Origin of the sequence: Flavobacterium channae (genome assembly GCF_021172165.1) — a bacterium.
Taxonomy (GTDB): domain Bacteria; phylum Bacteroidota; class Bacteroidia; order Flavobacteriales; family Flavobacteriaceae; genus Flavobacterium; species Flavobacterium channae.
The window spans coordinates 866,635-879,748 of sequence record NZ_CP089096.1 but is presented as its reverse complement, the minus strand read 5'-3'; the positions used below and the strand labels follow the sequence as shown (position 1 = coordinate 879,748).

The 13,114-nt window shown below is 31.8% G+C and carries 13 protein-coding genes; 8 read left to right on the top strand and 5 right to left on the bottom strand.

What is annotated here, in order from left to right:
* Positions 1 to 9 precede the first annotated feature (9 nt).
* Positions 10 to 240: a DUF8828 family protein gene (locus LOS89_RS03760; RefSeq protein ID WP_008253940.1), complete on the top strand. Its 231-nt coding sequence runs from the start codon at positions 10 to 12 to the stop codon at positions 238 to 240.
* Positions 241 to 314: 74 nt separating this feature from the next.
* Here LOS89_RS03760 and meaB read toward each other — a convergent pair whose 3' ends face one another.
* Positions 315 to 1,454 carry a methylmalonyl Co-A mutase-associated GTPase MeaB gene (gene meaB, locus LOS89_RS03755; RefSeq protein ID WP_231836498.1) on the bottom strand — a complete coding sequence of 380 codons (1,140 nt, stop codon included), beginning with the start codon at positions 1,452 to 1,454 and terminating at the stop codon, positions 315 to 317.
* A gap of 45 nt (positions 1,455 to 1,499) precedes the next feature.
* On the opposite strand from meaB, the gene LOS89_RS03750 reads away from it, so the two are divergent.
* Both LOS89_RS03750 and LOS89_RS03745 read left to right on the top strand, forming a co-directional pair.
* Positions 1,500 to 2,411, top strand: a complete 912-nt coding sequence (locus LOS89_RS03750; protein WP_231836497.1) for an AEC family transporter — start codon at positions 1,500 to 1,502, stop codon at positions 2,409 to 2,411.
* Positions 2,412 to 2,436: 25 nt separating this feature from the next.
* Positions 2,437 to 3,834: an FAD-binding oxidoreductase gene (locus tag LOS89_RS03745; protein ID WP_231836496.1), complete on the top strand. Its 1,398-nt coding sequence runs from the start codon at positions 2,437 to 2,439 to the stop codon at positions 3,832 to 3,834.
* A gap of 41 nt (positions 3,835 to 3,875) precedes the next feature.
* Here the strand turns inward: LOS89_RS03745 and LOS89_RS03740 are convergent, their stop codons facing one another.
* Both LOS89_RS03740 and LOS89_RS03735 read right to left on the bottom strand, forming a co-directional pair.
* Positions 3,876 to 4,268, bottom strand: coding sequence for a hypothetical protein (locus tag LOS89_RS03740; RefSeq protein ID WP_231836495.1), 393 nt, complete (start codon positions 4,266 to 4,268; stop codon positions 3,876 to 3,878).
* Between the two features lies 1 nt (position 4,269).
* Positions 4,270 to 4,842 carry a hypothetical protein gene (locus LOS89_RS03735; RefSeq protein ID WP_231836494.1) on the bottom strand — a complete coding sequence of 191 codons (573 nt, stop codon included), beginning with the start codon at positions 4,840 to 4,842 and terminating at the stop codon, positions 4,270 to 4,272.
* 401 nt (positions 4,843 to 5,243) lie between these two features.
* On the opposite strand from LOS89_RS03735, the gene LOS89_RS03730 reads away from it, so the two are divergent.
* The 3 genes from LOS89_RS03730 to LOS89_RS03720 all read left to right on the top strand — a co-directional run bounded on the left by LOS89_RS03730 (position 5,244) and on the right by LOS89_RS03720 (position 6,960).
* Positions 5,244 to 5,477 carry a helix-turn-helix domain-containing protein gene (locus tag LOS89_RS03730; protein WP_231836493.1) on the top strand — a complete coding sequence of 78 codons (234 nt, stop codon included), beginning with the start codon at positions 5,244 to 5,246 and terminating at the stop codon, positions 5,475 to 5,477.
* A gap of 60 nt (positions 5,478 to 5,537) precedes the next feature.
* Positions 5,538 to 5,852: an HPF/RaiA family ribosome-associated protein gene (locus tag LOS89_RS03725; RefSeq protein WP_231836492.1), complete on the top strand. Its 315-nt coding sequence runs from the start codon at positions 5,538 to 5,540 to the stop codon at positions 5,850 to 5,852.
* A gap of 208 nt (positions 5,853 to 6,060) precedes the next feature.
* Positions 6,061 to 6,960 carry a carboxypeptidase-like regulatory domain-containing protein gene (locus tag LOS89_RS03720; RefSeq protein WP_231836491.1) on the top strand — a complete coding sequence of 300 codons (900 nt, stop codon included), beginning with the start codon at positions 6,061 to 6,063 and terminating at the stop codon, positions 6,958 to 6,960.
* A gap of 231 nt (positions 6,961 to 7,191) precedes the next feature.
* Here the strand turns inward: LOS89_RS03720 and LOS89_RS03715 are convergent, their stop codons facing one another.
* The gene (locus LOS89_RS03715) at positions 7,192 to 9,822 is read right to left on the bottom strand and encodes a valine--tRNA ligase (RefSeq protein WP_231837034.1); all 2,631 of its coding nucleotides are present in this window, start codon (positions 9,820 to 9,822) and stop codon (positions 7,192 to 7,194) included.
* A gap of 196 nt (positions 9,823 to 10,018) precedes the next feature.
* Here LOS89_RS03715 and LOS89_RS03710 point away from each other — a divergent pair, with 196 nt between their 5' ends.
* The gene (locus LOS89_RS03710) at positions 10,019 to 10,444 is read left to right on the top strand and encodes a DUF1573 domain-containing protein (RefSeq protein ID WP_231836490.1); all 426 of its coding nucleotides are present in this window, start codon (positions 10,019 to 10,021) and stop codon (positions 10,442 to 10,444) included.
* A 30-nt stretch (positions 10,445 to 10,474) separates the two neighbouring features.
* On the opposite strand, the gene LOS89_RS03705 is transcribed toward LOS89_RS03710, so the two are convergent.
* Positions 10,475 to 11,791 carry a PDZ domain-containing protein gene (locus tag LOS89_RS03705; RefSeq protein WP_231836489.1) on the bottom strand — a complete coding sequence of 439 codons (1,317 nt, stop codon included), beginning with the start codon at positions 11,789 to 11,791 and terminating at the stop codon, positions 10,475 to 10,477.
* A 123-nt stretch (positions 11,792 to 11,914) separates the two neighbouring features.
* Between LOS89_RS03705 and LOS89_RS03700 the strand changes: the two genes are divergently transcribed.
* Entirely contained in the window at positions 11,915 to 13,108 is a 1,194-nt protein-coding gene (locus LOS89_RS03700; protein ID WP_231836488.1) for a pyridoxal phosphate-dependent aminotransferase, read from the top strand.
* Positions 13,109 to 13,114 lie beyond the last annotated feature (6 nt).

Sequence of the window (13,114 nt, the reverse complement as noted above, 5' to 3'; positions counted from 1 at the left end):
CATAAAAACATGAACTTACCAAAATTTGTAATCGGTGATAATACTGATTTTCCAGAAGATATTTTCGTTATCCATTTAGAATATCCAAGATTTGTTATCAATTTAAAAGATGACGAAGTGGAATTTTTAGAAGACATTGAAGAAGAAGATGAAAAAGAATTGGAATCTGAAATGGAACATTTAATTACTATTGCTGGAGAATTCTACGATAGAGAAATTGAAAGATACGAGCAAGAATAGTGTTCTGTGTTAAACAAAAAGTGTTCAGATTTAGAATAAAAGCTAATTACTAATTACTAATCACTTTTCACTAATCACTCTTCATTAAAATACTGTTCCAACAAATGCATAGCCGCTGCAAAAGGTGATACTTCATTATTTTGCACGGCTTTTTTGTTTTCTTCTAAGAGTTGCATGATATCCGGGTGATTATAAAAATGATTTTTCAATTGTTCATTAATGGTTTCCATCATCCAAAATTGGTTTTGATTTTGACGCTTTTCTTCAAAATAGTGATTGGCTTTCACCATTTCAAAATATTCCGAAATAATTTCCCAAATGCCATCAATTCCTGATTTTTCAAAAGCACTACAAGTGGTTACTTTTGGAATCCAACCAGAAGATTTAGCTGGAAATAAATGCAATGCTCTATTGAATTCAGTTTTTGCTAACTTGGCTTTTGCAACATTATCGCCATCCGCTTTATTAATTACGATAGTATCCGCCATTTCCATAATACCGCGTTTGATACCTTGTAATTCATCACCAGCACCAGCAATTTTCAATAACAAAAAGAAATCAACCATACTGTGCACAGCTGTTTCACTTTGCCCTACTCCAACCGTTTCAATGATAATTGTATCAAATCCACAAGCTTCACACAAAATAATAGTTTCTCGCGTTTTTCTAGCAACGCCACCTAATGTATCTCCCGAAGCACTTGGTCGAATATAGGCGTTTTCATCTTTTACCAATTCTTCCATCCGGGTTTTATCACCCAAAATACTTCCATGACTAATAGACGAACTTGGGTCAACCGCCAAAACCGCAACTTTTTTACCAATTGAAGTTAGGTATTTTCCAAAAGCTTCAATAAAAGTACTTTTTCCTACACCTGGAACGCCTGTAATCCCAATTCGAACCGAATTATTTGCATGTGGTAAACAACCTTTGATTACTTCGTTCGCTTTTGATAAATGATCAGGATTCGTACTTTCAACCAAAGTAATAGCACGACTTAAAGCCGTTTTATCTCCTTTAACAATTCCAGAAATCAATTCTTCTGCCGAAGGTTGTTTTCTTCTGAATTGTTGAATTTGAGAAGCCACAACATTACTCAATGTTTCAGGTTGTTCTACACCGTGAATTTCAGAAAGAGCCGATTTTTTATTTGGTGTTTTCAAAAGGAATTTTGCTTTGTGTAAAAATACAAAAAATGTAGGAATATAAAACATCGAAATCTTTCTGTTTAATTACCTTTGCGTTATCGATCTTGCCACATGGAAAACATTTTACTTTTATTTTTGTGTTTATTAATCGGAATTGGGCTTCAAAGAGTACCACAAATTCCTAAAAACGCCTATCAAAGTTTAAATCAATACGTGATTTATGTTTCGCTACCTGCATTAGCATTATATTATATTCCTAAAATAACCATTTCTCTTGCTTTGCTTTACCCGTTAGGAATTGCTTGGTTAGGTTTTGGATTATCATTTGTGTTTTTTTATACAATTGGAAGTTATTTCAAATGGTCAAAAAAACTTATTGGTTGTTTGATTTTAACTGGAGGATTAAGTAATACTTCATTTGTAGGGTTTCCCATTATCGAAGCTTTATATGGTGCAGATGGATTAAAAACCGCTATCATTGTTGATCAACCAGGTTCATTCGTAGTCGTAACCACTTTAGGAATTTTAGTCGCAGCTAGTTTTTCAAGAGGCAATTTAAGTACTTCTGAAATACTATTAAAAATTGTAAAATTTCCGCCATTTATTGCTTTTTCAATTGCGCTTTTCTGTACAATATTTACATTGGAATTTCCTGAAGCATTGCAAAACTCTTTCTTACGAATTGGAAACACCGTAACTCCAGTTGCTTTGGTAGCCGTTGGATTACAGCTAAAAATAGATATCCGAAGTAAACATTGGTCTTTTTTAACTTTAGGGCTATTCTTCAAACTCTTCATAATGCCCACATTTTTTTTCCTACTCTACAAAGTATTACTTGATGGAAAAGGATTGGAAATCGATGTTTCAATTATGGAATCTGCAATGGCACCCATGATTACTGGTGCAATTTTAGCCTCAAACTACGGTTTAAAACCAAAATTAAGTAGTATGATGATTGGAATAGGAATTCCATTATCGCTGTTTACAGTGGCTTTTTGGTATTATGTTTTGAGTAGTTTTTAATATCTTTACAATTCAATTTTAGATTATGAATCCTGAAATATTACTTGCGTTAGAAAACATTGTTGGTTCGGCTTATATCTTTACTGATGAAGCTACTCGAAAAACGTATGGTCACGATGAAACGGAAGATTTGAGTTTTCCGCCTCATGTTGTGGTGAAACCTGCTAATACTGAAGAAGTAGCCCATATTTTAAAAATTTCAAACACTTATAAAATTCCAACAACTCCAATTGGAGCTCGAACTGGTTTGAGTGGTGGCGCTTTATCGATTTATGGTGGCATTGCGATTTCAATGGAACGCTTCAATCAAATTATTGAAATTGATGAACAAAATTTACAAGTTACTACCGAACCAGGTGTAATCACACAAGTTTTACGAGAAGCTGTGGCTGAAAAAGGCTTGTTCTATCCCGTAGATCCAAGCAGTATGGGAAGTTGTTTTATTGGTGGCAATATCGCAGAAAATTCAGGTGGCGCAAGAGCTTTGAAATATGGTGTTACCAAAGATTATGTCTTAAATTTAGAAGTGGTTTTACCAACAGGTGATATCATTTGGACAGGTGCTAATACCTTGAAAAATTCGACTGGTTATAATTTAACGCAATTAATGGTGGGTAGCGAAGGAACATTAGGAATTGTTACTAAAATTGTATTGAAATTATTACCTCAAAACAAACATAACGTTTTGCTTTTAGTTCCGTTTTACAAAGCCGAACAAGCCTGTGAAGCAGTTTCGGCCATATTTAGAGCCGGAATTGTACCAAGTGCGTTAGAGTTCATGGAACGTGATGCTATTGATTGGTCTTTGAAATTTGTAGATGGATTGAATGTAGAGGTAAAAGACAATGTTCAAGCGCATTTATTAATTGAAGTGGATGGTAATTATCCGGAAATTTTAATGCAAGAAGCCGAACAAATTTTAGCTGTTGTAGAACAATTTGAAATTGACGAAGTATTATTTGCCGACACAGATGACCAAAAAAATGCACTTTGGAAAATGCGTCGTTCAGTAGCGGAAGCCGTGAAAACAAATTCGATTTATAAAGAAGAAGATACGGTTGTTCCAAGATATGAATTACCTAAATTATTAAAAGGCATTAAAGAAATTGGTGCAAAATATGGTTTTCAATCGGTGTGTTATGGACACGCTGGCGATGGTAATTTACACATCAACATCATCAAAGGCAATATGACCGATGATAATTGGAAAACAGAAGTTCCTAAAGGAATTCGTGAAATTTTTGAATTGACGGTTAGTTTAAAAGGAACACTCTCTGGCGAACACGGTATTGGCTTGGTTCAAAAAAACTACATGGATATTGCGTTTTCAAAAGTACATTTGGAACTTATGGAACGCATTAAAGCCATTTTTGATCCAAATAATGTATTGAATCCTGGAAAGATTTTCCCTGATGGAGAATAATAAAAAAGGCACTTAAAAGTGCCTTTTTTATTTCAGATATTTTAGAAATCAATTAAATTTTGATCTGCATTTTTGAACGTTGGTGGTTGTTCAATAATGCTAGCATTTCTTTTTTTGTTTATTTTCATAGTAATATCGGCTTCTGTAGTAAAAAGTAAAACCGACATAAACGGATTAGCAATGTAAGGCGTTAACTCGGCTTCCATATCTTCCATTTTGATGATTTTTTCCACTTCTTGCAAACCTTCATTGTAAATTTTAAACGTTACCGAAAGTTTCAAAACACCATCTTGCGCAAGTGTTCTTACATAAATATTTTGCAATTCTGGTTTTCCAATAGTTTTAGCCAATGTAAGCTTTGCAAAAGTTTTATTTACAATACTATCTCTTACGTGATTGAAAAATTCGGTATAAACAATCGTATTCTCATTCATATTACAATCCTAATCCTTTTTTAATATTATCATTGAAAATCATCGAAAATAATTGATTGCTTTTGTCTTTATTTAAAAACTTCCATTTATTCTTAGTCAATTCATCTGCCACAGCAATAAGCGTTGCACGCAATTCGATTCTGAAAGTACCCGTTAATTTATCATAAGTAACTTTATCTGCAGCCATAGACGATTTGAAAATATCTACCATAGATTCAGGATCTTCCATTGGTTCTTTAAACTTCATGGTCATTACATTATTGTAATCTACTAAACAAAAGGATTTGCCTTCAATCTTTTTAATTTCGCCAAAAGAAAAATTTGGTTCAACTTCAACCAATTTAATAGAGAATTGTTCATTATCCATCATTTGGCCAAACATTTCTTTCATTTGATCTTGCGGAATAATATCAAAAACTTTTGGATATGTAGTTTCAAAAATCGCATCAAAATTCATAGTTACACTTGCCTTGTAAGACTTTAATGCTTCTACTTTTAATGAAGCCATATCTTGTGCTAAAAGTGTAAAAGATTGAAATAAAAATAATGCAATGATTAGAATTCTAGTTTTCATTTTGAGTAATTTAATTTTTACCAAAGATAGAAAAACATCAAGTACTTTATAGGAAAACTATTTTTTATTTAAATATTTGATTTTCAAAACTTATAAAAAGAATAGAAAAATGCGTGCTTGATTGCAGGATTTTTTTATTACCCAAATTCAAACTTTAACAAAAACTGCAGAAAAACTACAGCAACACTTTTCTGGCTTTCTTGTAATTTGCACTTGTCTTTTTAGAAGTGATCCTTACCCCCTCTTTCTTATTAAAGCAACATAATAAAACTAATAGAAATGCAGCGTTTTTTAATTTATTTAGTGATTTTGATTAAAAATTTATTGTTTATGAGTATTTTTTTATTCTAAATTTTAAAGAGAGGTTCGGGAAATTTTAACTGAAACCAAATTTATAAAATATGCCTATAGTAGTCAACCTAGATGTTATGATGGCCAAACGTAAAATGTCTTTAAACGAGTTATCCGAAAAAGTGGAAATTACGTTGGTAAACTTATCGATTCTTAAAACCGGAAAAGCAAGAGCAATACGATTTAGCACTTTACTTGCAATTTGCAAAGTATTGGATTGTCAGCCGGGTGATCTTTTAGAATATTTAGACGATAACAATCAGGAGTTATTTAACATAAATTAATTTCAAAATCGAAAGAAATTTCGTAACTTTAAGTGCAATTAATTTTTAAAACCAATTCTTATGTTAGTTCAAATAAACACCGATAAAAATATTGAAGGAAGCAGCCGTTTCAATGACTTTTTTACTGAAGAAATAAACAACACCTTAGAGCGTTTTGATGCTATAGTAACAAGAGTTGAAGTTCATATAAGTGATGAAAACGGAAGTAAACCAGGAACAAACGATAAAAAGTGTGTAATTGAAGCTCGAGTTGAAAAAAAACAACCACTAGTTGTAACCGCTTTTGCAGACACAACAGAAAAAGTATTTTTTGCCGCTCTTGAAAAAATAGAACGTGCTTTAGATGCAACATTAGAAAAAATTAAAGAACATTAATTCTTTATTGAAATAAAAAAATCCCGAGCATTAAGCTTGGGATTTTTAATGATTAAAAAACACAATTGAAACTGTGCGCTGTTAGATAATTTGTAAGATTATTTCATTATTTTTGAAAAAATAATGTATGATGTTTATCATACATATCTACCCAAAAATAGAGAGATATGTATGACGCAGTCATACATATAAACAAGTTGCCCACAATATGAAAAAAATACTTGCAATCATAATCCTATTTATTTCAAATTTTAGTTTTTGCCAATTAAGAGCAGTAATTATTGACAGTGAAACGAAATCGGTTATACCTTATGTAAATATTTGGATTGAAAATGAAAACATTGGAACAACTTCTAATGAAAAAGGCGAATTTTCAATAGATATTACTAGTGGTAAATTTTTAATATTATCAAGTTTAGGATACGAAAAAAAGAGAATTGAAATATCGTCAATTTCAGAAAAAATAGTTCTAAGTCCTAAAATAACAGAATTGAATGAAGTCATAATTAGTTCAACAAAAAAACAAAAAGAAATCGTAATTGGGAAATTTAATGATTTGGATGTTGGTTATTATTATGCCTCTTTTGACAAACCCGAAATAAAAGCAAGATATTTTCCATTTGACTCAAGTTACTCAAAAACACCTTATCTTAATAAATTAAAATTTAGGATTTACAGTAACATTAAAAATGCAAAATTTAATGTTAGAATTTACTCTATAGGAGAAAATGGAGAACCAAAACATCCTATTTACAATAAAAACATTATTGGAATTGTAAAAAAAGGAACGGAAAATATCGAGCTGGATTTGTCGGAATTAGATATTATGTTCCCAAAAAACGGAGTTTTTATTAGTTATGAGTGGTTAATTATACCAGAAAATGTATTCAAACCTTCATTTCCAATAAAAGATTCTAAAAAGCGAATAGAAAAAATAATGTACGAACCTAAAGTTGGATTATTACCGAGTGAAACAGACGAGAATAGCTGGACTTATAAAAATGGGAAATGGGAAAAAGTTAAGGCTTTTGATACGAAAACCAATCACCCAAAAGAATACATAAATAAATTTGGACTTTTAGCAATAGAAATGACATTAACAAATTGAAAAATACTGTGGGCAACAGCGGTTTGCTTCAATGGCTACTTCCGGATTTTCCTGCGGAAAATCCGCTGCTGAATGGAATGTTTTGTTATATTTGTAATGGCTTGGTGTTGGTTCATCGCCACTGAGAGCAAGCCACAAAACGTTAAAAAGACATCTAGGCTACTCACCATTTATAAAGTATAAAAAAATCCCGAGCTCACACTCGGGATTTTTTATTTAGATTCTGAAATACTATTTTAAACTTGCAATACTTTGTTCTAAAGTAGCAATTTTAGCTAAAGCATCGGCTTCTTTTTTGCGTTCGTTTGCAATTACTTGTTCTGGTGCACCGCTAACAAATTTTTCGTTAGACAATTTCCCTTGCACCGAGCGTAAGAAACCTTGCGTATATTTTAACTCTTCGGTTAATTTAGCAACTTCGGCTTCAACATCAATATTACCCGTAATTGGGATAAAATATTCGTTAGATTTTACACGATATGATAATGCGCCATCTACTTTTTCTTGAACGTAAACTAAATCTACAACATTACCTAATTTCATAATTACCGTATCAAAATATGTAGAAGCTTTTTCATTGTTCACCACTTTCAACTCAATAGTATCTTTAAACGGAATGTTTTTATCTTTTCTAATTGTTCTAATTCCAGAAATAACTTCGGTAGCAAAATCAAAATCGGTAATTAATTTTTCGTCATACGATTTCATTACTGCCCATTCAGAAACTATTAACGCTTGCTCTGGCGTTCTCTCAGCAATGTGATGCCAAATTTCTTCTGTTAAGAATGGCATAAACGGATGTAACAATTTCAAGTTATTTTCTAACATTTCAATTGCTTTATCAAACGTAGCACGATCTATAGGTTGTTGATATCCTGGTTTGATCATTTCTAAGAACCACGAACAGAAATCGTCCCAAACCAATTTGTAAATTGCCATTAAAGCATCTGACAATCTGTATTTACTAAAGTTATCTTCGATTTCAGCTAAGGTTTGTTGCAACTTCGCTTCGTACCATTCAATAGCAACTTTAGATGCTTCTGGTTGTGCAATATCGGCAACTTCCCAACCTTTTATCAGTTTGAAAGCATTCCAAATTTTGTTAGAGAAACCTTTTCCTTGGTTGCATAATTCTTCGTCGAATAAAATATCGTTTCCTGCCGAAGCACTTAGTAATAATCCAACACGAACACCATCGGCACCAAATTTTTCAATTAGTCCCAATGGTTCAGGAGAATTTCCTAAAGATTTCGACATTTTACGACCTTGCTTATCACGTACTAATCCTGTCAAATATACATTTGAGAATGGTTTTTCGCCTGCATATTCATAACCTGCAATAATCATACGCGCTACCCAGAAGAATAAAATATCTGGACCCGTAACTAAATCGTTCGTTGGATAATAATATTTAAAATCTTCACTTTCAGGATTTAAAACGCCTCCAAAAACAGCCATTGGCCATAACCATGATGAAAACCATGTGTCTAAAGCATCAGCATCTTGTGTTAAGTCATTTGCAGTTAATTGACTATTGTTTGTTTTTGCTTGCGCTAAAGCTAAAGCTTCTTCTTTTGATTCAGCAACAACAAAATCTTCTTTTCCATCACCATAATAGTAAGCCGGAATTTGTTGTCCCCACCATAATTGACGGGAAATGTTCCAATCGCGAATGTTGTTTAACCAATGCGCATAGGTATTGTTAAAACGACTTGGATATAATTTGATTTCGTCTGATTCTAAAACGGCTTTGATAGCTGGTTTAACTAATTCTTCCATTTTTAAGAACCATTGATCAGATAATCTTGGTTCGATTACCGCTTTTGTTCTTTCAGAAGTTCCTACTTTATTTAAATGCGTTTCTGTTTTTGCTAAAGCTCCAATAGTTTCTAGTTCTTTAGCAATTTCTTCACGAACAACAAATCTATCTTTTCCTTGATAGTGTAACCCGAAAGAATTTAAAGAAGCATCTTCATTAAAAATATCGATGATTTCTAAATTGTGTTTATCACCTAAAACTTTATCGTTTGTATCATGAGCAGGCGTTACTTTTAAACATCCTGTACCAAATTCTACATCTACATATTCGTCTTCGATAATTGGCACTACTCTACCACAAATAGGAACAATAGCTTTCTTCCCTTTTAAATGTGTAAAACGTTCATCATTTGGATTGATACAGATTGCAGTATCTCCAAAAATAGTTTCAGGGCGTGTAGTGGCAACCGTTAAGAAATCTTCAGAACCTTCAATTTTATATTTTAAGAAATATAACTTCCCTTGACGTTCTTCGAAGATAACTTCCTCATCAGACAATGTTGTTTTTGCTTCTGGATCCCAGTTTACCATGCGGTAACCGCGATAAATCATTCCTTTGTTATATAAATCTACAAACGATTTAATTACAGAAGCAGACATATCGTCATCCATTGTAAATTTTGTACGACTCCAATCGCAAGAACAACCTAATTGTTTTAATTGTTCTAAGATGGTTCCACCGTATTTTTCGGTCCAATCCCAAGCGTGTTTTAGGAATTCTTCACGAGTTAAATCGTTTTTATTGATGCCTTCTTCTTTTAACTTCGCTACTACTTTCGCTTCGGTTGCAATTGAGGCATGGTCTGTTCCTGGCACCCAACAAGCGTTGAAGCCTTTTAAACGCGCACGACGAATTAATACATCTTGAATGGTATTATTCAACATATGTCCCATGTGTAAAACTCCGGTAACATTTGGTGGCGGAATTACAATGGTATAAGGCGTTCTATGGTCTGGCTTAGAGGTGAAATAATCATTTTTCATCCAGTAATCATACCATTTCTGTTCTACTTCTTTTGCGTTGAATTGTGCAGGAATCATTATATATTTTTCTTATTTAATTATTGAATTAATGAACTATTAAATTGTTCATTTAACTTTCCAAAACTTAGTTTGGTATATTTTTTGTATTACTAAATGCAAAAGTAACTATATAACGAAAATAAAAAAAATGTTAGGAGTAGTTTGTTGGTTGCTTATATTTAATTAATTTTACAACAACCTATTAATTTATAAGATGATGAAAAAATTACTTGTTTATTTAACTGTATTAATCGGAATATCTTCCTTTGCTCAATCTGGCGCAAAGATTGAATTTAAAGAGGAAACCATAAATTATGGAGAAGTAGAAAAAGGAAAGGATGATGGTATTAGAGTTTTCGAATTTACAAACACTGGTGATGAGCCTTTAATTATTAAAAACGCAAAATCAAGTTGCGGTTGTACTGTTCCAGAATGGCCAAAAGAACCAATTGCTCCAGGTGCTAAAAGCCAAATCAAAGTACAATACAACATGAACCCAGGACCGATAAGTAAAACAATTACTATTGAAACTAATGCAATTAACAAACCTAACGGAATGGTGCCATTACGAATCAAAGGAACTGTAATTGTTAAAGAAGAAGTTAGTCCTCTGGTAAAAAAGAAAACATTTCCAAATTCATAAATAAAAGTCCCAATTAAATTGGGACTTTTTTTATAGTACTTTTTCTAAATTAAATTTGAACGTTAGTATTTTACCTTCTCGTTCAACAACTATTGTTATTGGTTTACCTTCTTCTGATTGAAACAAGTCGGTTATACTTTGGATAGAAAGTTTATGAGCTGGTCTATTGTTAATTTCAATTATTTTATCACCTATTAGAAGTCCTGCCTTATCGCCTGGAGAATCTTTTCTTACCGAATAAATTTCAAAATTTGGTTTTAATTCGAAAATAAATCTCTCAGAAGAATAATCAACACCTCTGTTGTCCAAATTAATAACATTTGTTGAAAACGCATTCTCCATTTTTTCACTTATAACATGAAATCCACTATGTTGCACTTCAATTCCGGCCATGTTGTAATTAAAAGGTTTATCAAAAAGTGTGTTTTTTCTAAAATATACCTTTTGGTTTTCATAATCTAAAATCCAGTTGAATCTTTTAATTACTTCACCTCCAAGAGATCCGTTTCGCTTATCAACAATCATCGTCTTATCGAAATAATTAATATCAGGATATGAAACTAAAACTCCTTTAAGAACATTATTTTCTAAAGTTACTTCTTCTACCCTAGACTTTTTTCCAAAAATATCACCTGAAAGACCTTTCCCTAAATAATCAATAAAAAAGATGGAATTACTTTTAATTTTATCGTTTTCAAACAACCATAATCCATCTCCTAAGCCAGTATCAAACAAAAGTTTTAAATCATCTATCTCATTCTCAAGCTTGGTTTTTAAAAATATATAAGGTCTTGATTTATTAATTTCAATTGTTGATTCCACATAATCATTGGCTATTTTTTTAAGCTTTTTTTGCTTTGATTTATGCAAGAATATCTTCTTTCTCTCATAATCAATTTCGACCAAATACTTTTTAAAAAAAGAACTTCCCAAAATTCCGTTAATCGGAATACCTAATTTATTTACCAAACTAATATCGTGATTAAATACAAATATTGCTTCAAAGTTATTGTCTTGAAATCCATGAATTTGAAGTGTATTTTTTTTAGACAAATAGCCTTCAACTTTTTCACTGATTCCAGCACCTGAAATAGATATTAAATTCGCTTCTTTAACTTCTAAAGAATCATTTTCTGGTAAACTAAAAACAATACTTTTAGACGCTCCAGTATCGGCAATCATTTTCAATTTCACTCCATTAAAAACAACATCTACTATCATCAGATTGTGAGAAAGTTCAAAAGGAATTTTAATTATATCTCTTTTTGACTTCCAAACAATTGAATCTTGAGCAAACGAAAAAAAAGTAAAGAAAATTAATATTCTCAAGAAGAATAATTTTGTCATATTTTTTTTATTCTAAGATAAGAAAATTCAGTCAATAAATAATTGATTTAACATTTTTTAATGCTATGTTTTAATAATATCACAAAAAAAAATCGCAATTTTGCGCAACTAAAAAAAACAGTCATGCCAAAAGTTTCCGTAAAAGGGCAACAGATGCCAGAATCGCCAATTAGAAAATTGGTTCCTTATGCAGAAATTGCTAAGAAAAAAGGTCATAAAGTATACCATTTAAATATTGGACAACCAGATATTAAAACTCCTGATGTAGCTATACAAGCAGTAAAAAATGCTGACATCTCTGTTTTAGAATACAGTCATTCTGCTGGTTTTGAAAGTTATAGAAACAAACTTTCTCAGTACTACAAAAATCATGGATTACCTATTGATACTCAAGATATCATTATCACAACTGGTGGTTCAGAAGCGCTGCTTTTTGCAATGGGTAGTACGATGGATGCTGGTGATGAAATAATTATCCCTGAGCCTTTTTATGCAAATTATAATGGATTTTCAACTGCCTCTGGTGTAAATGTTATTCCTGTTATTTCTGGTATTGAAACTGGATTTGCATTGCCTCCAATTGAAGCTTTTGAAAAATTAATTACTCCAAAAACAAAAGCAATTTTAATTTGTAACCCTGGAAACCCAACAGGTTATTTATATTCTAAAGAAGAAATTTTAAAATTAGCAGAGATTGTTAAGAAACATGATTTATTCTTAATTGCCGATGAAGTTTACCGTGAATTCATATATGATGGAGACAAACATTTCTCTGTTATGAATGTTCCTGGTTTAGAAGAAAATGCAATTATGATTGATTCCGTTTCTAAGCGTTATAGTATGTGTGGAGCTCGTATTGGTTGTATTGTTTCTAAAAACAAAGAAGTAATGGCTACTGCTATGAAATTTGCTCAAGCTAGATTGAGCCCTCCTACTTATGCTCAAATTGCAAGTGAAGCTGCTTTAGAAACTCCTCAAAGCTATTTTGATGATGTTATTTCTGAATACAAAGATCGTAGAGATACTTTAATTTCTGAATTAAACAAAATTGAAGGAGTTAAAGTTGCAACACCAAAAGGAGCTTTTTATTGTATTGCTAAATTACCAGTTGATAATGCTGATGACTTTGCGCAATGGTTATTAGAATCTTATGATTTAAATGGAGAAACTGTAATGGTTGCTCCTGCTGCTGGTTTCTATTCAACTCCAAATGTAGGATTAGATGAAGTTCGTATTGCTTATGTTTTAAAGAAAGACGATTTAATTAAATCTGTTCAAATATTAAAAGAAGCTATTTCAGCTTATAATAAAAGATAATAGGAA